Origin of the sequence: Parageobacillus sp. G301 (assembly GCF_030268025.1) — a bacterium.
Taxonomy (GTDB): domain Bacteria; phylum Bacillota; class Bacilli; order Bacillales; family Anoxybacillaceae; genus Parageobacillus_B; species Parageobacillus_B toebii.
In genome coordinates this window covers 563,015-583,845 of record NZ_BSDB01000002.1, presented here as the reverse complement: position 1 = coordinate 583,845, position 20,831 = coordinate 563,015, and the positions used below count along the sequence as shown (strand labels likewise).

The window sequence follows — 20,831 nt, the reverse complement described above, 5'->3', positions numbered from 1 at the left end:
TTTACTGAACACCCTCCATACAAGGGTGTCTCAACGTTTTTCTATCTTGGCTTCAATGTCCTCCGAGATACGCTTTCTTCACCTGTTCGCTTGCATTTAGTTCCTGTGCACTTCCCGAAAGAACGACTCGCCCTGACTCAATGACATACGCCCGATCAGCCACCGAAAGCGCCATATTCGCGTTTTGTTCGACTAACAAAATAGTAGTCCCAAATGAATTAATTTCTTCAATGATTCGGAAAATTGTTTTAACTAATAAAGGGGCTAATCCCATAGACGGCTCATCGAGCAAAAGGAGACGCGGACGCGCCATTAACGCGCGGCCCATCGCCAGCATTTGTTGTTCTCCGCCCGATAAAGTTCCGGCAAGTTGCTTTCTGCGTTCATAAAGACGAGGAAACAGCTGATATACTTTCTCGAAATCTTGCTGAATTCCATGTTTATCCTTTCTTAAAAACGCACCCAATTCTAAATTTTCTTCTACGGTCATATTGGCGAAAATACGCCGACCTTCCGGAACATGGGAAATTCCTTGTTTGACAATCATTTGAGCTGCTTTGCCCGCAATCGATTGTCCCTCGTATAAAATATCTCCCTGTTTCGGCTTTAACAATCCGGAAATCGTCTTTAACAGCGTACTTTTGCCGGCGCCATTTGCTCCAATTAATGTGACGATTTCTCCTTCTTTTACTTCCAGTGAAACGCCTTTCAGTGCTTGAATATTCCCGTAAAATACATCGATGCTTTCGACTTTTAGCATTTTCAGGAAACCTCCTCACCGAGATATGCTTCAATCACTTTCGGATTATTCTGAATCTCTTCCGGTGTACCATGAGCGATCAGCTGTCCATGATCAAGCACGTAAATTCGTTCGCATATCCCCATGACAAGAGACATATCATGCTCAATAAGCAAAATCGTTAAATGGAACTTTTCTCTTATAAAAGCAATCAAGTTCATCAATTCCTTAGTTTCCTGCGGATTCATTCCTGCTGCCGGCTCATCAAGCAGCAACAATTTTGGATGCGCGGCAAGCGCTCTTGCAATTTCTAAACGGCGCTGCTGGCCGTATGGTAAATTTTTCGCTTTTTCATACATGACATGTTCGAGTTTGAAAATCTTTAAAAATTCTATTGCCTTTTCTTCGATTTCTTTCTCTCCGGAAAAATGGGAGGGCAAACGGAAAATGGAACTAAAAATAGAGTGGCGAGAGAGAGAATGATAGGCAACCTTTACATTATCCAATACGGAAAGTTCACCGAACAATCGAATATTTTGGAACGTACGGCTGATTCCTTTTCGCGTAATTTTGTAAGGCGGCAGACCGTTTAACTTTTCATTCTCAAGCATAATGCTTCCTTCTGTCGGTTCATAGACACCGGTCAGCAGGTTAAAAAAAGTTGTTTTCCCTGCCCCGTTCGGTCCAATGAGTCCAACCAATTCTCCCATATTTAATTCCATATTGACGCCAGATAGTGCTTTCAATCCACCAAATTGAATTCCAACGTTTTCTGCTTTAAGCAACGGTGTGCTTGTTGTCATTTCCGACTCCCCTTTCTGCCGCTCTGCGCTGCTTGAAGAACGAAGCCAATTCTCGTGTACCTAACAACCCTTTTGGACGGTACAACATTACCAATATAAGTACGAGGCTATATATAATCATTCTTGTTTCTGGATAATCTTGAAGGAATGTAGAAACAATCGTCAACAATATAGCAGCGATAACCGCACCGGACATGCTTCCTAATCCACCAAGCACAACAAAAATCAAAATATCAAATGATTTCAAAAAGCCAAAATTGGTCGGTTGAATAATATAAAAGTGATGGGCATAAAGACATCCAGCAATTCCAGCAAAAAAAGAGCCGATGACAAAGGCTACCACTTTATAATACGTCGTGTTAATCCCCATGGAATCGGCTGCGATTTCATCTTCTCGAATCGAAATGCAGGCACGTCCATGTGTAGAGTTGGTAAAGTTCGCAACGACAATGATGGTGATAAGCAGGCAGGCAAATATCCACGGCCAAGTTGTAAGATGGGTTACTGTCATACCGCTGGCGCCACCAACATAATCAACGTTTAAAAGGATAATTCGTACGATTTCCCCGAAACCAAGCGTAGCAATCGCCAAATAATCCCCCTTTAGACGGAGGCTTGGAATGCCAATGAAAAGCCCCGCTACCGCAGCGGCAACACCACCGACGAGTAAAGCAAGCGCAAACGGCATCTGCAGTTTCATTGTCATAATTGCAGACGCATAGGCGCCCACTGCAAAAAATCCGGCATGACCGATGGAAAATTGCCCTGTAATCCCTATAATTAAATGAAGACTGACCGCTAGTATTATATTAATCCCCATAAAAAATAACGTATTAATATAAAAGGAATTGAGTATTTCACCAGATATTAATAGCTGAACCGCTACAAAGAACAGAAGCGCCAACGCCATTGAGATCCAAAATCCATTTATCCGTTTAAAAGTTGCCATCACCTTCTACCCTCCTTATACTTTCTCTCTTACGTTTTTGCCAAATAGACCCGATGGTCGGAAAATAAGAATAAGTATAAGAATGATAAAAGCCACTCCGTCACGCCAGAGAGAATAACCGAGACCGCTTACGAGCGATTCAACGACACCAAGTACAAGACCGCCGACCATAGCCCCCGGAATAATGCCGATACCGCCCAACACAGCAGCTACAAAAGCTTTTAAACCTGGAATAATTCCCATTAGTGGCTCGATTTTAGTATAGTAAATTCCAAAAATAACGCCTGCTGCCCCCGCCAAAGCCGAGCCAATGGCAAAAGTCGCCGATATAGTATTATCTACATTAATTCCCATCAACCGGGCAGCTTCTGCGTCATGAGAAACGGCCCGCATCGCTTTTCCGATTTTTGTTTTATGGACGATCAGTTGAAGGAAAATCATCAATACAATGGAAATACCAAGAATCAATAATGACTGGCTATTAACGGTTACGCCAAACACTTCAATTTTTTTATCCGGAAGCAATGTGCTAGGATACGCTTCTGGCTGAGCACCGCGCAGATAAATAGTTCCATACTCAATAAAAAGCGAAACCCCGATAGCAGTGATCAGTACGGCGATTCGTGTAGCGTTTCGCAACGGCTTATAAGCGATTCTTTCAATACATACCCCTAAGATCGCGCAGGAAGCCATTGCGAGGAGCAACGCTGGAAAAAAACCCACATGGAAACTGGTGACAGCGTAAAATCCAACAAAAGAACCAATCATAAATACATCGCCGTGCGCAAAATTAATGAGGCGCACAATTCCGTATACCATCGTATAACCAAGAGCAATTAGCGCATATATACTGCCAAGAGATATCCCGTTAACCAGCTGCTGAATGAGTTCCATATATTTGCACTCTCCTTAAGAAGTACTGTTTCTTTCATTTTCATGGTGAAAGCCGGAAAAATTCCGAATAGGGGGACATGCCCCCTATCCATCTCAGTATATTATGGATTCACTTTTGTTTTGAACTGTTGCTGACCGTCTTTATATTCCAAAATGGTGACAGATTTTACTGGATCATGGTTTTCATCTAGCGTCAATGTTCCGGATACAAGAGGAAGATCTTTCGTTTTCGCGAGAGCATCTTTAATCTTTTCTGGGTCTGCGCTTCCAGCACGCTTGATGGCATCAGCCAAGAAATATGCCGTGTCATATCCAAGCGCATTGAAGGCATCTGGAGATTTATTGTATTTCGCCTTGAATGCTTTTACGAAATCTTGAATTTTTTGATCTGGGTCATTGGAAGAATAGTGGTTCGTAATAAATGTATTGTTCAATGGGTCTTTTCCGGCGATTTCCACCAATTTAGGCGAATCCCATCCGTCACCGCCCATAATCGGCGCATTAATGCCAAGTTCACGGGCCTGTTTTACGATAAGGCCTACTTCTTCGTAATAACCAGGCAAGAAAATAAATTCCGGATTAGCCGATTTAATGCGGGTAAGTGTGGCACGGAAGTCCGTGTCTTTAGCAACGTAAGCTTCTTCCGCTACAATTTTGCCCCCCTCTTTTTCAAACGCTTTTTTAAACGCAGCGGAAAGCCCCTTCGAATAGTCGCTGGAAGTATCAATCAGCACAGCTGCATTTTTTACTTTTAAATCATTGATCGCGAATTTTGCGGCAACTGTCCCTTGGAAAGGATCAATAAAGCATGTCCGGAATACAAAATCGTTTACTTTGCCGTCTTTATTCGTAATCGTAGGGTTTGTTCCCGTTGGCGTAATTAACGGCACTTTGTTATCTTGGGCTACTTGGACTTGTGCAAGCGTGTTGGTGCTCGTTGCCGCACCGATAATTGCTACTACCTTGTCCTGGCTAACGAGCTTGATCGCGCCGTTCGTCGCTTCAGCTGCATCCGATTTGTTATCTACTTTCACCAGCTTCAGTTTTTTGCCATTAATACCTTCTTTGTTTATTTCTTCAAAGGCAAGTTCTACCCCTTCGGCGATCGATTGTCCGTATGAGGCTACTCCGCCGGATAATTCAAGATTGGCGCCGATTTTAATCGTATCGCCGCCTTTTCCTCCGCCGCCAGAGGAGTTATTCGCCTTCTGTCCAGCGCATCCTGCCATGACCCCAGCAGTTAATGCCAGTGATAGAAAAATGCTAGCTAACTTTTTTTTCTTCATTCTCTGTCCCCCCCGTAATTATTTTTCAAAAAATTCAGTTATATAAGCACATATTCCTTTCCTTCCCCACATCCTTTCCATATGTTTTTTTAAATAACATAATAATAAAACTATTTTTAATTTAATACAATATTACAAAATTTTTTTCTCCTCGTCTAGGTGTTTTCTTCTTTAATTGAAAAGCTGTTTCGCAGATGAATTGTCCATCAACAAAACAGCTTATAGAAACGGCAAACAATAACGTTTTTTGCATATAATTTTTCATTATAAAAACAGCCAATCGCTCTCTTGCATCTGCGGCAAACCAACGGCTTAATGCGATGGTATACTGATAGAAGGACCGCCATTGCTGCCGCTATTATAAAATTGTGGAACCTCTCCTGGAATCACGTGCATTACGACCGGAATATTCGTAGAAATGGTTGATATTTTTGACGCAAATGGGATAACTACTTGAATGTCAACAGAAACGTGAATATCTACTTCAATTAACGCGCTGTTAATCCCAAACGTTTTAATTTCTTTCGTTACCTCGGATTCTGCATTGCCAATGACTTGAAACTGCACAGGAATACGCGGCCCGAGATTGCTAAGAAGTGAGTTATTCGTGACTTGGCCAAAAGGAATATAGTAAATAATCCCTTGGCTGTCTCCTTTTCCAGATTCGACCTCAGGAAGCACAAGCTTTTCAATTCTCCCTTCTGTTGCCGCCTTTAAGCTTGCCATCACATAGTCGTCCGTCTTTGCCAAAACTCGGTTTAGGACAGCGGTGTTAAAATCGATGGAAGCGATTTTGCCGTCAGCATCTTTATACACGACGACCAAATCTTTCATTTCTTTATTTTCTTTTAAAAACTGCTGCTCGATCGCATTATTAATCACTAAATTAGCAATCCGTTTCGTTTCGGTTTCGGCAATTTCCATTAAAACCGGTTCAAAGCTTTTATTGACAATCCAAAGACTAAGAGCGGTAGTAAACATAAAAAACACAAACGTCAGCAAAAACACATAGCGAAACGGAAGCGGTCCTCTTCTTGACAATCGGGGGCCAGCGGGAAATCTAGGCAAAATAAAATCCCTCCTTTACAAGCTATATGTATGCTTGAAAGGAGGGAGATAAAGCAAATTGTTATATAATTTTTTACCGCATCTTCAACAAAGCATCTTTTCCTTTCATACCGACCGTAATTCCTAGCTCTTCGGCAGCCGTTGTCACCGATTCTAAAGGCGCTTCAAGCAGTTGTTCAATCGTGCGGACCCCGACCGCCCTTCCAGCGACAATTCCACGGTCGCGCAGTTTTTCGTTCAATAGCGCCACATCAAGCGCCCCGCACATAATGTACCCTTTCTCACTTGCTACGGCAAGCAAATTCGTCTTCGGTAATTGAACGGAAATAGCAATAAATGGATAATGATCGATCGTAATAGGAGTTACGTTGATCATGATAAAGCCACGCTCCTTTCCCTACTTTAATGTATGAAATAGGGAAGGAAATGTGCTTATTTTTGGTTTGCTAATTTCCATGCCAAAACATCCCGTAAAAATTCCGGCATATAATATTCTTTTTTCGAAGCGCGTTGGATTTGGGGATAAAAATTTCCGATCGCAAACATATCAATCGTCGCCACATCATATAGTTGATCTGGATTTAATGGCTCGCCGTTAATCATAATGTGGCGAATATGTTCGGAACCATCTTTACTCGTTTCTGTTTCCAGTTCGATTCCATCATATACCATTTGCCCCATCACCTTGCCGCGAAAACCAAATCCTTTAAATTCTAAGTATTTCATTCTTTCTGTATTTGCTTGTAAAATAATTTCCTTTAATTCTGCGCCCCGAAGCTGCACTTTACACGGATTGATCGGATGCGGACAAATACGGTGTAAATCTTTTTTTGTTACTACTCCTTTGTAAAGCGGCTCTAACAGGACACCTGCATTTACCATGCCAATTTCCGCTTTACACCATTCTTTAAGTGCTGAAGCAAGCAATTCGGCAAACGGAGACGGCGAAAACCATTGTAACGGCAAGTCTTCTTTCAGTTCTGCGACTTGTTCCGCTTCCAATGTTGCTAAACTTTGCTGTTCTAATAACGATAAGGTGCGCTTCGTTTTCTCCAATTCCGGCAGACTTTCTACATCGACAACGGTAGCTAATGCTTTATATGTATGATCGCTTTCCCCAATTTCTAACTTCACTACTCCAATAAACTTTCCATATTTCCCAGCTCCACACAATAATGTGTCATTAATCCTCTTTCCCTCTGGAAATAAATGATGGGTATGCCCCCCGAGGATAATATCAATTTCTGGTATTGTCTGAGCAATTTTTTCGTCCTCGTTGATTCCCAAATGCGATAATAAAATGACAATATCCGCTTGTTTTTTCACTTCTGCCGCAATGTTTTCCAACATCTCAAGAGGCGGCGTCACTTTCCATCCTAATAACTCGTAAGATTTAGCGAAATAAGCCGTTAGTCCAATCACACCAACACGAAACGTATCAGAAATAGGAATAATATAGTACGGATGCGCCCAAGAAGGACGTGTTCCGTCTTTCTTAAATAAATTTGCGACAATGACTGGAAAGCGGGCGTTTTCGTATAATGCATTTAGTTCCTCATAGTCAAGGGTAATTCCTTCATTGTTCCCAATCGTTACCGCATCATAATGAAGTTCATTTAATAAATCAACATTTGCTTTTCCCCTTGTTGCTTCCGTAATCGGATGAAAGCGATCAATAAAATCCCCAATATCAAACAACAACATCGTTTCGTGATTTTTTTCATGCTTTTGTCTTTGTTCATATAAAAAATAGGAAATTTTCGGCCAATATTCAAAATGGCTATGCACATCGTTCGTATGGTATACATATACTGTCCGTTTCAACGAGCCTCCCCCTTTATGAAAAGCTTTCGTAAATAAGACGGATTCCTAAAAGAACAAGCACTAGGCGCAAGACGATGACCACTGTTTTACTGCGAAGCCGCTTATTAATAAAAGCACCTGTTTTCGCTCCAAACCAAACACCCGGAATTAGAGCAAGCGCAAATAGCCATTGTACATTCCCCATAAAAATGTGTGTAAGCGAGCTGACAAGTGACGACAAAAAGATCATGAACATCGAAGTCGCTACCGCAACATGAGGCGGAAAGAAAAATAAAATCATCATCGCCGGCACCATTAATGAACCGCCGCCGATGCCAAAAATCCCCCCAAAAAAACCAACGATGAAAGAGATGACAATAGCTACGATCGGATTATATCCATATGTCACCGTTTCCCCTTCATTCGTTATGTAAGTGCGGGTAATTTTAAATGTTTTTCGTTGTGAACGTACTGAAGAATTTTTGCTGAAAGATAAAAAAAACGATACAGCGATTAAAAAAAGCCCAAAATATAAAGAAAAATGCTCGAGACTTAACTTATTATTCATCCACGCGCCAATAATCGCTCCAGGACCGCTTCCGATAAAAAATAAAAGACCGCTTTGATAATCAACCATTTTTTCCTTCATATAAGATAATGTCGATGATAGTCCGTTAAAAATAATGACGACAAGCGAAGTACCGACAGCCAATTGCGGGGTGACATGCGGCAGCCAATGTGTAGCGCCTAAAAACAGCAAAGATGGCACAACGATCACTCCGCCGCCTAAACCGACTAAACTTCCGATCGTTCCCGCTAAAAAGCCGACAATGACTAGCAGCATATACTCCATATTCTCATCTCCAATACTAAAATAAATCAAGCTGGCGCGGCGCTAAATCCGTATATTCAATGCCAAGCAAATGGATCAATTGCTTCGCATTATCCGCAGCATCTCCGCCGGAATTGTTGTTAAACAATACGTAAATATCCTTTGTCTTCGTTTTTAATGTTTCAATATGCGCCACCCATTCGCGCAATTCGTCTTCCCGATACCGATATAAATATCTTACAGCCCGCCAATTTTCTCCGCTTGTCGCTTTATTCCACCCATATACATTACGCCCATGTAAACGAATGAGCGTTTTTTCTGCATTTGTAGGATATAACACGGTCGGAATGGAACCTTCCCCAGCCTGCGGCTCATCGCAAATGCTATGAATCCATCCTTCGTCTGTCATAAACTGTAATGTTTTCGCATAAAAGCGGGGGGAAAACCATGAACGATGGCGAAACTCAAGCGCTACCGGAACTTCTTTCATTCGCGCTTTGCACCAACGCAAATATGTTACATGCTCACGGCGGCAATCAAACCACGGCGGAAATTGAAACAACACCATCGCTAGCTTTCCTGACTGGATAAACGGCTCAATCGAGTCTAAAAAAGCAGCAAACATCTCTTCCTTGCTCGAATACGGAATCGGGCCTCGCTCATGTCCCGTCATTCCTTGGTATGCTTTCACGACAAAGCGGAACGAACTTGGCGTTTCACGAATCCACTTTTCAACATTTTGGCGCGGCTGAATCGCATAAAAATACGAATCCACTTCCACGGTGGGAAAGTGCGCGGCATATTCTTGCAGCTTATCTTTCGCTGCAAGACCAGGAGGATATAAACTGTCGTGATCCCCCCAGCCGGTTAATCCGATATAAATCATACGCCAATCACCTAACTTCATCATATCACAACTGTAAAAAATTTGAGAACAATGGAGAATACGTGTAGCAAAAAGTAGAGAAATACATAAAAATGTGAAAACCATCCATTCACCATAGGCAAATGGATGGTTTTTAAAAAATGATTAACCGATAGAGCCTTCCATCTCAAATTTGATAAGCCGGTTCATTTCCACCGCATATTCCATTGGAAGCTCTCTTGTGAATGGTTCGATGAAGCCCATGACAATCATTTCTGTCGCTTCTTGTTCAGAGATGCCGCGGCTCATAAGATAGAACAATTGCTCCTCGGATACTTTGGATACTTTCGCTTCATGCTCAAGCGAAATGTTGTCATTTAAAATTTCATTATACGGGATCGTGTCGGATGAAGATTGGTTATCCATAATGAGCGTATCGCATTCAATATTCGAACGCGATCCTGACGCTTTGCGGCCAAAGTGAACGATACCGCGATAAGTCACTTTTCCGCCTTGTTTAGAAATCGACTTCGATACGATGGTCGATGACGTGTTTGGCGCAAGATGAATCATTTTTGCACCAGCGTCTTGATGCTGCCCTTTTCCGGCAATCGCAATCGATAATGTCAAGCCGCGTGCACCTTCTCCTTTTAAAACAACAGCTGGATATTTCATCGTTAATTTGGAACCAATGTTTCCGTCGATCCATTCCATCGTTGCGTTTTCTTCACAAACCGCGCGTTTCGTTACAAGGTTAAACACGTTGTTCGACCAGTTTTGAATGGTCGTATAACGGCAGTACGCATCTTTTTTGACGATAATTTCAACAACGGCACTATGAAGCGAAGCAGTTGTATAAATTGGCGCGGTACATCCTTCTACGTAATGAACGTGCGCCCCTTCATCAACAATAATTAACGTACGTTCAAATTGTCCCATGTTTTCCGAGTTAATGCGGAAATATGCCTGCAACGGCGTTTCTACTTTCACGCCTTTTGGCACATAGATGAACGAACCGCCCGACCACACCGCCGAGTTTAACGCAGCAAATTTATTGTCCGTAGGCGGCACAACTTTTGCAAAATACTCACGGAAAAGGTCTTCGTTTTCTTTCAACGCAGAGTCCGTATCTTTAAAGATAACACCAAGTTTCTCCAAATCTTCTTTCATATTATGGTAAACAACTTCTGACTCGTACTGTGCCGATACTCCTGCTAAATATTTTTGTTCCGCCTCAGGAATTCCAAGCTTATCGAATGTCGCTTTAATTTCTGCCGGTACTTCATCCCAAGAACGGCCCGATTTTTCCGTTGGTTTTACGTAGTACGTAATTTCATCGAAATCTAAACTCGATAAATCGCCACCCCATTGTGGCATTGGTTTGCTGTAAAAAATATCTAACGCTTTTAAACGGAATTCAAGCATCCATTGCGGCTCATTTTTCATGCGGGAAATTTCTTCGACCACTTCCCGTGTCAACCCGCGTTTCGCGCGGAATACCGATACGTCTTTATCGACGAAACCATACTTATATTCGCCGATTTCTGGCGCTTTTTTCGCCATGCTGTTTCACCCTCCTTTTTTTCTTCTTGCCATTAATGATGCTGGTGCAATCCTTTTTCCATTGCTTTCCATGCCAATGTCGCACATTTAATACGGGCCGGAAACTTCGAAACGCCTTGAAGCGCCTCAATATCGCCTAAATCAACAGAATCATCATGTCCTTTCCCCTGCATCATATCGGAAAAGATATTGGCTAGCTTTAACGCTTCTTCCACCGTTTTTCCTTTGATTGCCTGCGTCATCATCGACGCTGATGACATTGAAATCGAGCAGCCTTCTCCCTCAAACTTCACATCCACAATTTTCCCGTCTTCGACTTTCATCGTTAGATGAATACGGTCACCACAAGTCGGATTATTCATATCAATATCTACACTATTTCCCTCTAAAACACCACGATTTCTTGGATTTTTATAATGATCCATAATCACTTGGCGATAAAGCTGATCTAAAGGATTATTAGAAGACATGGCCAAAATACTCCTTTGTTTTCTGTAATGCGACTACGAGTTGATCGATTTCTTCTTTTGTATTATAGAGGTAAAAACTTGCACGCGCTGTAGCTGTTACGTTTAACCATTTCATTAACGGTTGGGCGCAATGGTGACCGGCGCGGACGGCGATCCCTTCCGCGTCAAGGACGGTTGCCACATCATGCGGATGAACTCCTTCTATGTTAAACGTCACTAATCCTCCGCGATGTTTTGGACCATAAATCGTGATCCCTTCTATCGCGGACAATTGTTCTAAAGCGTACTGGGCAAGTTCCTGCTCATGTGCAGCGATATTATCTAATCCGATTTCTTCAAGGAAGTCGATCGCCGCTCCTAAACCGATGGCTCCCGCAATAATTGGCGTACCGCCCTCGAATTTCCACGGAAGCTCTTTCCATGTCGATTCGTACAAGCCGACAAAATCAATCATTTCGCCGCCAAACTCTACCGGTTCCATCTTCTCTAATAATTCCCTTTTACCATATAATACGCCAATTCCTGTTGGACCGCACATTTTATGCCCAGAAAACGCCAAAAAATCACAATCTAGATCTTGAACATCGATTTTCATATGAGGAGCGCTCTGCGCGGCGTCCACTACCATAACAGCACCATGTTTATGGGCGATTTTCGCAATTTCTTTTATTGGATTAATCGTTCCTAAAACGTTGGACACATGTACAACAGCGACAATTTTCGTATTGGATGTGACCGTTGCTTCTACATCTTTTAGGTCGATCGTTCCATCTGGCTGAAGCGGAATATACTTTAATGTGGCTCCCGTATGCTTAGCGACTTGCTGCCATGGAATAATATTGCTATGGTGCTCCATGTACGTGATGACAATTTCATCGCCTTCTTGTAAATTAGCGCGGCCGTAGCTCGCTGCAACCATATTTAACGCCGTTGTCGTTCCTCTTGTAAAAATGATTTCTTGTGTGGACTTCGCATTAATAAACCGTCGTACCTTTTCACGTGCTCCTTCATATGCGTCCGTCGCTTTCGTACCAAGCGTATGCACGCCGCGATGGACGTTTGAATTATACTGGCGATAATAGTGATCAATCGCTTCAATGACGGGAAGAGGTTTCTGTGATGTCGCAGCGTTGTCAAGATATATAAGCGGCTTCCCGTTTACTTCTTGGTCCAAAATCGGAAACAGCTGCCGAACCTCTTTCGTATTCATGACTGCACTTTCCTTTCGATTACTTCAATAAGTTGTTTTTTCACACTTTCAATCGGAATAGCCTCTACAACAGGAGCTAAAAATCCATGAATGATAAGACGTTCTGCCTCATGTTTCGGAATACCGCGGCTCATTAAATAATATAGCTGCGTAGGATCAACGCGGCCGACCGATGCAGCATGTCCCGCCATTACATCGTCTTCGTCAATTAATAAAATAGGGTTCGCATCTCCACGCGCTTTTTCGCTTAGCATTAGAACACGCGATTCTTGCTGCGCGTTCGATTTAGAAGCGCCATGTTCAATTTTTCCAATTCCGTTAAAAATCGAAGTCGCGCTATCTCTCACAACACCGTGTTTTAAAATGTAGCCTTCCGTATGTTTACCATAATGGACAACGCTTGTCGTAAAGTTTTGTACTTGCTCTCCTCGGCCAACAACGACCGTTTTCGTATCGCCGAAAGAACCGTCACCCATTAAGCGGGTAATGTTTTCAGAAACTGTATCTCCATCGTTCATTAAACCGAGCGCCCACTCAATGCGACCATCACGGGCAGCGATACCGCGGCGGTTTACATAGGTTGTAATACCTTTTGCCAAGTTATCCACCGCAGCAAAAAACACACGAGCATTCGTGTTGGCAAACACTTCGGCGACAATATTGACAACTGCTTTGCTAGTTCCTTTTACGGAAATATAGTTTTCCACATAAACAACCCGGCTATTATCTTCCGCTACAACGATGACATGATTAAATAATGCGATATCATCATTTTCTTGAATATAAACAGCTTGAAGCGGAACATCCACTACAACATTTTTCGGCACATATACGAACACACCGCCGTTAAGTAGCGCAGCATGCAACGCCGTTAAACGATGCTCGTCAATTTTCACGCCATCTTTCATCAAATATTTTTGCAACAAATCCCCATGCTCGCGTGCTGCTGTGAAAATATCAGTGAAAATGACGCCTTTTGTTTTCAACTCATCCGATAGAGATAAATATGCTGGTGTATGGTCGCGTTGGACATATAAGTTTTTCGTTCCTTCTCCTGCTTCAATAAGCGCCTTTACTGCTTCAGGCAATTCATCTAATGAAGCAAACGGCGCGCTTTCCACTACATGATTAGCAAATTGTGTGAAATTCCATTTGTCAATTTTTGTTTTATCCGGCTTTGGCAGCGGCAACTCTTCTGCTTTAGCAAGAGCTTGTAAGCGAAGCTGTAAAAGCCAGTCCGGTTCGCCGCGTCCGCTGGAAAATGAGCGCACATATTGTTGGTCGAATGGTATTTTTGTTTCTGTCGTCATAATATAATACTCCTCCTAACGCTTACGCTTCTTGCTCAACCGTTTCATCTTCAATGCCAAGTTCTTTTTTAATCCAATCGTATCCTTCCGCTTCAAGACGTTGTGCCAACTCCGGACCACCGGATTTTACTATACGCCCTTGCATCATGACATGCACATAATCCGGTGTGATGTAGTTTAGTAAGCGCTGATAGTGCGTAATGATCAAACAGCCGAATTCGCTGCTGCGCATTTCATTAATTCCTTTTGAAACAATTTTTAATGCATCAATATCAAGACCGGAGTCGATCTCGTCCAAAATTGCGATTTTCGGTTCAAGCATCATTAATTGAAGAATTTCGTTGCGTTTTTTCTCTCCGCCGGAGAATCCTTCATTTAGATAGCGATGCGCCATATCTGGGTTCATTTCGAGAAATTCCATTTTTTCATCAAGTTTGCGGATAAATTTCATTAAAGAAATTTCATTTCCTTCGCCAAGACGAGCGTTAATGGCGGCACGAAGGAAATCCGCATTCGTTATGCCGCTAATTTCGCTTGGATATTGCATCGCCAAAAATAAACCGGCGCGTGCACGTTCATCCACTTCCATTTCCAACACGTTTTGTCCGTCTAATGTAATGCTTCCTTTTGTTACTTCATATTTTGGATGTCCCATAATCGCCGACGATAACGTTGATTTTCCCGTTCCGTTCGGACCCATAATCGCGTGAATTTCCCCGCCTTTTACTTCTAAATTCACGCCTTTTAAAATTTCTTTCCCTTCAACGGATACGTGAAGATCTTTAATTGTTAACACTGCCATGAAGAATACCTCCAATTTTCACTAAAAATTGTGTATATCATTGACTTGCTTGCCTTTTCATTCTCATTTTATTCTCATTACAATCTTATAACAAATGAAAAGTATTAGCAACCTCTCGAGCGTAATATCACTATGTTCGTAGTGAAAAATATTTTGATCAAGATGTGGCGATGTTTTATAAAAATAACGGAAGCGGACCGCTTCCGTTATTTTTATTGCGCTGCTGGAATGACAGCACCTTTATATTTTTCTTTAATAAAGTCTTGAATTTCTTTCGACTGTAACACTTCGACAAGTGTTTTAATTTCTTTGCGGTTTTCATCGCCTTTACGTACAGCGATAATATTGACATATGGGTTATCTTTCGGCGACTCAACGGCAATTGGGTCTTTCGCAGGATCTAACCCCGCGTCAAGCGCATAGTTCGCGTTAATGAGCACGGCATCGCCTTCGCCGTTTTTATAAATTTGCGGCAGCAATCCTGCTTCCACATCCGCTTCAAATTTTAAATGTTTTGGATTTTCCACAATGTCTTTGACCGTAGCTTTTGTTTTATCGATACCGTCTTTTAATTTAATTAACCCTTTTTCTTGCAGCATCGATAAAATGCGGCCATGGTCTGCAACCGAGTTGCTCATGATGATCGTCGCACCGTCTGGCAATTCTTCAAGGCTTTTATATTTTTTCGAATAAACACCGATCGGCTCAATATGAATGCCGCCAGCGTTGACAAAGTCATATCCATGTTCTTTTTTCTGTGCTTCTAAATATGGAATGTGTTGGAAGTAGTTGGCGTCAATTTCTTTATCCGCTAACGCTTTGTTTGGTAAAATATAATCTTGGAATTTAACGATTTTTAAGTCAATGCCTTTTTCTTCCAAAATTGGTTGTGCTTTTTCTAAAATTTCCGCATGCGGGACATTGGAGGCTCCAACCACTAATTTTGTTAATTTCCCTTCTTTTTTGCCACCATCAGCGTTGTTATTGCCTCCGCATGCTGCCAATGCCAACACAAGAACGACGGCAAATAATGCGCTAATCCATTTTTTCATATCGATTTCCCCCTTTTTATCGTTTATCTATTTTAGAAGTGACAAAGTCACCAATAAACTGAATGACAAAGACAATTACTAAAACTAGAACGGTAGCGACAAACGTGACATCGTTATGACTGCGCTGGAATCCTTCTAAATAGGCTAAGTTTCCAAGACCGCCGGCACCAACAACCCCTGCCATCGCCGTATATCCGACTAAAGCAATCGCCGTTACAGTAATTCCAGACACAAGTGCAGGCAGTGACTCCGGAAGAAGCACTTTCCAAATAATTGTTGCCGTCGATGCCCCCATCGCTTTTGCCGCTTCAATGACGCCTTTATCAATTTCACGGAGCGCAATTTCCACCATTCTCGCGTAAAATGGCGCTGCTCCGATAATCAAAGCCGGCAATGCCGCGTTGGCGCCAAGCATTGTTCCGACAACGAATTTCGTAAACGGGATTAACAAAATAATTAAGATAATAAATGGAATGGAACGGAAAACATTAACAATAGCAGCAATGATCATATTCACCAGGCGGTTCTCCCAGAGGTTCCCTTTTGACGTTAAAAACAAAAGCAGGCCAAGAATCGTTCCTAATATAAATGTCGCCACAACGGCGACGCCTGTCATATAAAGCGTCTCAACCGTAGCCGCCCAAATCATATCCCATTCTACGTTCGGCAAGAGGCTAGAGAGCATTTGTGATCACCTCCACTGCCACTTGCTGCTGGCGAATATAATCGATCGCACGGGCCACTTCCTCTTTTTCCCCATCCATATGAACAAACAGCACACCGTAGGCGCCTTGATGAGTTTGTGAAATTTTCCCTTGTAAAATATTTGCATCCACTTGAAACTGGCGCACGACATTGGCGATCAGCGGCTGCTCAGCAGCTTCCCCGACGAACGTCAATTGGATAACCGTTCCGTTCGGATATTTATCGAGCAGATGGGTAATCGTTTCTTTGGTTTCCTCTGGTTCAACAACTTGCCGCACAAATCGTTTCGTAATCTCCTGCTTTGGCTGCCGGAACACTTGCAGCACTTCTCCTTGTTCAACAATTTTTCCGTTTTCCATCACTGCAACGCGGTTGCAAATTTTACGAATCACGTGCATTTCATGGGTAATTAATACAATTGTCAATCCTAAACGCTTATTAATATCCACCAAAAGTTCCAAAATGGAATCGGTTGTCTGCGGGTCTAGCGCGGATGTCGCCTCATCGCACAATAACACTTTTGGATTGTTCGCCAAAGCGCGCGCGATGCCGACGCGCTGCTTTTGCCCGCCGCTAAGCTGTGACGGATAGGCATTTTCTCTTCCTTGCAAACCAACAAGCTGAATTAACTCGTCTACCCGTTTTTTCCGCTGTTCTTTCGGTACACCGGCAATTTCTAATGGAAACGCAATGTTTTCGCGAACCGTTCTTGACCATAATAAATTAAAATGCTGAAAAATCATTCCGATTTCCTGACGGGCCTTTCGCAATTCCTTTCCTTTAATATTAGCAATATCCCGCCCAGCGACAATAACTTTCCCTTTTGTCGGTTTTTCCAATCCATTAAGGAGACGGATTAACGAACTTTTTCCCGCCCCGCTATATCCGATGATTCCGAAAATTTCGCCTTCTTTAATTTGCAAAGAGACATTATCCACTGCTGTTACAGATCCATTGGCCGCTTCATATATTTTTGTCACGTTTTCTAATGTAATCATGCACATTTCCACCTTCCCTCATGTAAAAGACGGCTCGCCGCAAAAAGAAAACCTTTCTGCTCAAGAGAACAGAAAGGCAATGATTACCGTTCTGTCTCTTATCTCTCAAAGCAGACGCTTTGTGTGAATTGGCACCATTTCAGCGAGTACGCTGACGGTTGCCGGGCTTCATTGGGCACATCCCTCCACCTCTCTTGATAAGAGCACAAAAAGCACTTTATTCAATTAAAATCTCTCAATAATTACGAATGTGATTTTATCACTATATGTCGAATAGTGTCAATGGAAATTTTATAGTCAATTATGGAAAATGGCATGATTATCATTTCTTGTGATTATGAGACGGAAACATCAGATGTAATTCCGGTAGCGGCCGCAATTGCCTGTTCTAAATCTTCAATTAAGTCATCGACATTTTCGATGCCGACAGATAAGCGAACTAAATCTTCTGTCACTCCAGATGATTTTAGTTCTTCTTCGTTTAGCTGTTGATGTGTGGTGCTTGCCGGGTGGATAATTAAACTTTTCGCGTCGCCAACGTTGGCAACATGCGACCATAATTTTACACTGTTGATCAATTTCGCTCCTGCTTCTCTGCCGCCTTTTACGCCAAATACAACGATGGAACCAGCTCCTTTTGGCAAATATTTTTTCGCCAGTTCTTTTGCTGGATGACTGTCATGTTCTGGATAAAGCACCCACTCTATCGCTGGATGACGATCTAAATACTCGACGATTTTTCTTGTATTCGCAATATGTTCTTTCATACGTACATGCAATGTTTCAAGACCAAGCTGAATTTGAAAGGCATTAAATGGGCTAATCGCTGGACCTAAATCGCGGAGCAACTGCACGCGAGCTTTGACAATGTATGCAGCAGGCCCAAACGCCTCAGCATACACAATGTTGTGATAGCTTGGATCAGGAGTAATAAATCCTGGAAACTTCGGCGAATTCCAGTCAAAATTACCACCATCAACAATGATGCCGCCTAAGGTCGTCCCATTCCCAACAAGCCATTTTGTGGCGGAATGGATCACGATATTCGCCCCATGTTCAATTGGTCTGCACAAATAAGGAGTGGCAAATGTGTTGTCGATAATGAGCGGAATTCCCGCTTCACGAGCGATTTGCGCCACCGCTTCAATATCTAATATGTGCAAACTAGGGTTGCCAATCGTTTCGGCGAAAATTGCTTTCGTTTTTGGTGTAATCGCTGCTCGGAAATTTTCCGGATTAGACGGATCGACAAAGTGGGTTTTAATTCCGTATTTCGGCAATGTATTGACGAACAAATTATATGTACCGCCATATAACGTAGATGCCGATACAATTTCATCCCCAGCTCCGGCGATATTCAAAATGGCCAGTGTAATGGCGGCCATTCCGCTGGCGAGAGCAAGACTGCCCACTCCGCCTTCCAGCTGTGCCACCCTTTCTTCCAATACGGTAACCGTAGGATTGTGAATGCGTGTATAAATATATCCTTCTTCTTTTAGACCAAAAAGGTTCGCAGCATGATCCGTATTGGCAAATAAATAGGCGTTCGATTGATAAATAGGAACCGCACGCGCACCAGTGGCAGGATCAGGCTTTAATCCGCCATGAATGGCTACTGTTTCGAAACGGTATTGTTTTTCACTCATTGAAACTCTCTCCCCTTTACCTTTTATAATAAAACCCCCTTCTTCTAAGAAGAGAGGGGGGATGCACTCTTCTTATCTCTCAGAGCAATTCGCTCTGCTGGAATTAGCACCGTGTTGAAACAACCGGTTGCCGGGCTTCATTGGGCCAGTCCCTCCACCTCTCTTGATAAGAATGATATATACCGTTTTTTCTGAATAATACTATTATTATTCTTAATTGTCAATTCATTTTTTTATAAAAATTAAAAATAAAGAAATATGGTATTTAGCAAACATAGCGATACGGTTTTGACAAATGAAACAGAGACTCCAGAAGCAACATATGACGGAAACTTCCAGAAATGTGCACTTCTCGAAGCCGAATTTGTTGTTGTAATTTTAACCTTCCATTTATCAATGATTCCAGCGCCTCTTTCGATCCTCGAATGGTCACTAGCCGACGTTCATCTATCTTTTCCTTTTGACCGATTTTATATTTAGAAATCGCAACAACCGCTGTTTCTGTTTCACATTCAAACTGAACGTATAACTCTTCTTCTGGTAAAATCGGTGATAAATGATTTAATTTTTGAATTCGTTCTGTAAGCTGTCCTACTAATTCACGCATATCCATTTTATACCCGCCTCCCCCATTATCCTGTCACTTCATTCATTTCCATAAAAAAAAGGAGAATCCTTTATAAAAATCTCGACAAATCGTCTGGAAAATAGGCAATATTCTCATCATTTCCCAAGAAATATGTCAAACGAAGTCAAATAACCGTTTATTTTAGTTCTTGCGCTGTCAACTTTAAGGGGAGGAGAGAATGAACAACATCTGTTCATTTTTCTAATTCTGAGGCAACATTTCCTTTATTGTTTCGTATAAATACGGTACAGAATGAAACGCGTATAATTTTTTAACAATATTGCCGCGATCAAATAAAAGAAGGCATGGAACACTTTCAATTTTCCATGCAACCGCACGCTCTGGCATATAATTAATATCGGTCTTGTAAAATGGAATATGCGGAAATAGTTCTTCGACAACCTGGAGCATCCGCTCCGCAAGCTGGCAAGTGCCGCACATCGGTGTATATACATAAAGACAAGCCATATCTTTTTTATTAATAATGTCATCTATTTCTGGTAACTCTAATTTTTTCATTGCTGCTTTCACCTTTTTAATAAATAATCGTAATGGACATCAAAGTTTGCGCGTAATAATACTTGGGCAATATGCCAATTCGGCGCTGCAGCTACTTCACGGTACATTCGGTCAATATATATATGTTCCGCTTCAGGAAATTCACGGCGAAACTGTTTTCGTAATTTTTCCCCCGCTTCATCGGCATCCACTAATATATACACTTCTTTATAATAGAGCTCCTCAATCAGTTCTTCCAGTCTGGCATCACTAATCGTCCCGTTTGTACAAATAATTTCAACTGGTTCATTAATAATGTTTTCAATTTTTTGTTTGTCGGAACGCCCTTCCACAATAATCACTTTTTCGATTTCTATCATTATTATCACCTGATTAGTTGAAAATGTCATTCATTTATTATATGGAAAAACAGTACGATGGTTTCCACATGGATAAGGAAAGGAAACGAGGCTATAGTCGTTTTTGCAAAATAAAGAAGAAAAGCAACGGCATAGCACCGTTGCTTTTGACCCCAACCAGCCTCACCGTCGCAATCGACATACTGTTGATCTGGTCCAACGGTGATGGTTATTTGCTTATCAATTCGTCTATTTTGTTGCTAACTTGCGACAGAGAAACATGTCCCTCATATTAAATCATGTTCTAATACTTTGTTTCCGCTGCCATACGGGCACCCTTTGCAAACCTCT

22 protein-coding genes and 2 riboswitches are annotated in these 20,831 nt (G+C 42.1%); all 22 genes read right to left on the bottom strand.

The window, feature by feature from the left end:
- Positions 1–52: 52 nt before the first annotated feature.
- Positions 53–760, bottom strand: a complete 708-nt coding sequence (locus QSJ37_RS11590; RefSeq protein WP_285755282.1) for an ABC transporter ATP-binding protein — start codon at positions 758–760, stop codon at positions 53–55.
- Between the two features lie 2 nt (positions 761–762).
- Positions 763–1,542 carry an ABC transporter ATP-binding protein gene (locus QSJ37_RS11585; RefSeq protein WP_285755281.1) on the bottom strand — a complete coding sequence of 260 codons (780 nt, stop codon included), beginning with the start codon at positions 1,540–1,542 and terminating at the stop codon, positions 763–765.
- On the bottom strand, positions 1,517–2,491 hold the full coding sequence (locus QSJ37_RS11580; RefSeq protein ID WP_285756113.1) for a branched-chain amino acid ABC transporter permease: 975 nt from the start codon (positions 2,489–2,491) through the stop codon (positions 1,517–1,519). Before QSJ37_RS11580 ends, QSJ37_RS11585 begins: the two co-directional genes overlap by 26 nt.
- 15 nt (positions 2,492–2,506) lie before the next feature.
- Entirely contained in the window at positions 2,507–3,385 is an 879-nt protein-coding gene (locus tag QSJ37_RS11575; RefSeq protein WP_285755280.1) for a branched-chain amino acid ABC transporter permease, read from the bottom strand.
- 101 nt (positions 3,386–3,486) lie between these two features.
- Positions 3,487–4,671, bottom strand: a complete 1,185-nt coding sequence (locus QSJ37_RS11570; protein WP_285755279.1) for an ABC transporter substrate-binding protein — start codon at positions 4,669–4,671, stop codon at positions 3,487–3,489.
- A 312-nt stretch (positions 4,672–4,983) separates the two neighbouring features.
- Positions 4,984–5,739 (bottom strand): sporulation protein YunB, encoded by a 756-nt coding sequence (gene yunB, locus QSJ37_RS11565; RefSeq protein ID WP_285755277.1) that lies wholly within the window; start codon positions 5,737–5,739, stop codon positions 4,984–4,986.
- A 73-nt stretch (positions 5,740–5,812) separates the two neighbouring features.
- A complete protein-coding gene (locus QSJ37_RS11560; protein ID WP_285755276.1) occupies positions 5,813–6,115 on the bottom strand; it encodes a YunC family protein in 303 nt (100 codons plus the stop codon).
- A gap of 56 nt (positions 6,116–6,171) precedes the next feature.
- Positions 6,172–7,563: a bifunctional metallophosphatase/5'-nucleotidase gene (locus QSJ37_RS11555; protein ID WP_285755275.1), complete on the bottom strand. Its 1,392-nt coding sequence runs from the start codon at positions 7,561–7,563 to the stop codon at positions 6,172–6,174.
- 13 nt (positions 7,564–7,576) lie between these two features.
- Positions 7,577–8,395, bottom strand: a complete 819-nt coding sequence (locus QSJ37_RS11550) for a sulfite exporter TauE/SafE family protein (protein ID WP_285755274.1) — start codon at positions 8,393–8,395, stop codon at positions 7,577–7,579.
- Between the two features lie 16 nt (positions 8,396–8,411).
- Entirely contained in the window at positions 8,412–9,260 is an 849-nt protein-coding gene (locus QSJ37_RS11545) for a DUF72 domain-containing protein (RefSeq protein ID WP_285755273.1), read from the bottom strand.
- Positions 9,261–9,404: 144 nt separating this feature from the next.
- Entirely contained in the window at positions 9,405–10,802 is a 1,398-nt protein-coding gene (gene sufB / locus QSJ37_RS11540; RefSeq protein ID WP_143415000.1) for a Fe-S cluster assembly protein SufB, read from the bottom strand.
- 32 nt (positions 10,803–10,834) lie between these two features.
- Positions 10,835–11,272: a Fe-S cluster assembly sulfur transfer protein SufU gene (gene sufU, locus QSJ37_RS11535; RefSeq protein WP_285755272.1), complete on the bottom strand. Its 438-nt coding sequence runs from the start codon at positions 11,270–11,272 to the stop codon at positions 10,835–10,837.
- Positions 11,262–12,482, bottom strand: coding sequence for a cysteine desulfurase (locus tag QSJ37_RS11530; protein WP_285755271.1), 1,221 nt, complete (start codon positions 12,480–12,482; stop codon positions 11,262–11,264). The genes sufU and QSJ37_RS11530 overlap by 11 nt, the downstream gene beginning before the upstream one ends.
- Positions 12,479–13,792, bottom strand: a complete 1,314-nt coding sequence (sufD, locus tag QSJ37_RS11525) for a Fe-S cluster assembly protein SufD (RefSeq protein ID WP_285755269.1) — start codon at positions 13,790–13,792, stop codon at positions 12,479–12,481. Before sufD ends, QSJ37_RS11530 begins: the two co-directional genes overlap by 4 nt.
- Before the next feature lie 22 nt (positions 13,793–13,814).
- Positions 13,815–14,594 (bottom strand): Fe-S cluster assembly ATPase SufC, encoded by a 780-nt coding sequence (sufC, locus tag QSJ37_RS11520; RefSeq protein WP_062755801.1) that lies wholly within the window; start codon positions 14,592–14,594, stop codon positions 13,815–13,817.
- A gap of 212 nt (positions 14,595–14,806) precedes the next feature.
- Positions 14,807–15,646 (bottom strand): MetQ/NlpA family ABC transporter substrate-binding protein, encoded by an 840-nt coding sequence (locus tag QSJ37_RS11515; protein WP_285755268.1) that lies wholly within the window; start codon positions 15,644–15,646, stop codon positions 14,807–14,809.
- 16 nt (positions 15,647–15,662) lie between these two features.
- Entirely contained in the window at positions 15,663–16,331 is a 669-nt protein-coding gene (locus tag QSJ37_RS11510; RefSeq protein WP_285755266.1) for a methionine ABC transporter permease, read from the bottom strand.
- Positions 16,321–17,349 carry a methionine ABC transporter ATP-binding protein gene (locus tag QSJ37_RS11505; RefSeq protein ID WP_285755265.1) on the bottom strand — a complete coding sequence of 343 codons (1,029 nt, stop codon included), beginning with the start codon at positions 17,347–17,349 and terminating at the stop codon, positions 16,321–16,323. Before QSJ37_RS11505 ends, QSJ37_RS11510 begins: the two co-directional genes overlap by 11 nt.
- Positions 17,350–17,444: 95 nt before the next feature.
- A riboswitch (SAM riboswitch) is annotated at positions 17,445–17,553 on the bottom strand.
- A 131-nt stretch (positions 17,554–17,684) separates the two neighbouring features.
- Positions 17,685–18,995 carry an O-acetylhomoserine aminocarboxypropyltransferase/cysteine synthase family protein gene (locus tag QSJ37_RS11500; protein ID WP_285755263.1) on the bottom strand — a complete coding sequence of 437 codons (1,311 nt, stop codon included), beginning with the start codon at positions 18,993–18,995 and terminating at the stop codon, positions 17,685–17,687.
- Between the two features lie 69 nt (positions 18,996–19,064).
- Positions 19,065–19,168, bottom strand: a riboswitch (SAM riboswitch).
- A 92-nt stretch (positions 19,169–19,260) separates the two neighbouring features.
- Positions 19,261–19,608, bottom strand: a complete 348-nt coding sequence (locus tag QSJ37_RS11495; protein ID WP_062755796.1) for an SCP2 sterol-binding domain-containing protein — start codon at positions 19,606–19,608, stop codon at positions 19,261–19,263.
- Between the two features lie 216 nt (positions 19,609–19,824).
- Positions 19,825–20,142, bottom strand: a complete 318-nt coding sequence (locus QSJ37_RS11490) for a thioredoxin family protein (protein ID WP_285755262.1) — start codon at positions 20,140–20,142, stop codon at positions 19,825–19,827.
- Positions 20,143–20,150: 8 nt separating this feature from the next.
- Entirely contained in the window at positions 20,151–20,501 is a 351-nt protein-coding gene (locus QSJ37_RS11485) for a toprim domain-containing protein (protein WP_062678344.1), read from the bottom strand.
- Between the last annotated feature and the right edge of the window lie 330 nt (positions 20,502–20,831).

Excerpts from the sequence above, each read along its gene's own strand:
- QSJ37_RS11585 (WP_285755281.1), bottom strand. The coding sequence starts at position 1,542 with ATGACAACAAGCACACCGTTGCTTAAAGCAGAAAACGTTGGAATTCAA.
- QSJ37_RS11530 (WP_285755271.1), bottom strand. The coding sequence starts at position 12,482 with ATGAATACGAAAGAGGTTCGGCAGCTGTTTCCGATTTTGGACCAAGAA.
- QSJ37_RS11560 (WP_285755276.1), bottom strand. The coding sequence starts at position 6,115 with ATGATCAACGTAACTCCTATTACGATCGATCATTATCCATTTATTGCT.
- sufU (WP_285755272.1), bottom strand. The coding sequence starts at position 11,272 with ATGTCTTCTAATAATCCTTTAGATCAGCTTTATCGCCAAGTGATTATG.
- sufD (WP_285755269.1), bottom strand. The coding sequence starts at position 13,792 with ATGACGACAGAAACAAAAATACCATTCGACCAACAATATGTGCGCTCA.
- QSJ37_RS11510 (WP_285755266.1), bottom strand. The coding sequence starts at position 16,331 with ATGCTCTCTAGCCTCTTGCCGAACGTAGAATGGGATATGATTTGGGCG.
- QSJ37_RS11505 (WP_285755265.1), bottom strand. The coding sequence starts at position 17,349 with ATGATTACATTAGAAAACGTGACAAAAATATATGAAGCGGCCAATGGA.
- QSJ37_RS11570 (WP_285755279.1), bottom strand. The coding sequence starts at position 4,671 with ATGAAGAAAAAAAAGTTAGCTAGCATTTTTCTATCACTGGCATTAACT.
- QSJ37_RS11550 (WP_285755274.1), bottom strand. The coding sequence starts at position 8,395 with ATGGAGTATATGCTGCTAGTCATTGTCGGCTTTTTAGCGGGAACGATC.
- QSJ37_RS11575 (WP_285755280.1), bottom strand. The coding sequence starts at position 3,385 with ATGGAACTCATTCAGCAGCTGGTTAACGGGATATCTCTTGGCAGTATA.
- sufB (WP_143415000.1), bottom strand. The coding sequence starts at position 10,802 with ATGGCGAAAAAAGCGCCAGAAATCGGCGAATATAAGTATGGTTTCGTC.
- QSJ37_RS11490 (WP_285755262.1), bottom strand. The coding sequence starts at position 20,142 with ATGAAAAAATTAGAGTTACCAGAAATAGATGACATTATTAATAAAAAA.
- QSJ37_RS11500 (WP_285755263.1), bottom strand. The coding sequence starts at position 18,995 with ATGAGTGAAAAACAATACCGTTTCGAAACAGTAGCCATTCATGGCGGA.
- QSJ37_RS11515 (WP_285755268.1), bottom strand. The coding sequence starts at position 15,646 with ATGAAAAAATGGATTAGCGCATTATTTGCCGTCGTTCTTGTGTTGGCA.
- QSJ37_RS11545 (WP_285755273.1), bottom strand. The coding sequence starts at position 9,260 with ATGATTTATATCGGATTAACCGGCTGGGGGGATCACGACAGTTTATAT.
- QSJ37_RS11590 (WP_285755282.1), bottom strand. The coding sequence starts at position 760 with ATGCTAAAAGTCGAAAGCATCGATGTATTTTACGGGAATATTCAAGCA.
- sufC (WP_062755801.1), bottom strand. The coding sequence starts at position 14,594 with ATGGCAGTGTTAACAATTAAAGATCTTCACGTATCCGTTGAAGGGAAA.
- QSJ37_RS11580 (WP_285756113.1), bottom strand. The coding sequence starts at position 2,491 with ATGGCAACTTTTAAACGGATAAATGGATTTTGGATCTCAATGGCGTTG.
- QSJ37_RS11495 (WP_062755796.1), bottom strand. The coding sequence starts at position 19,608 with ATGGATATGCGTGAATTAGTAGGACAGCTTACAGAACGAATTCAAAAA.
- QSJ37_RS11485 (WP_062678344.1), bottom strand. The coding sequence starts at position 20,501 with ATGATAGAAATCGAAAAAGTGATTATTGTGGAAGGGCGTTCCGACAAA.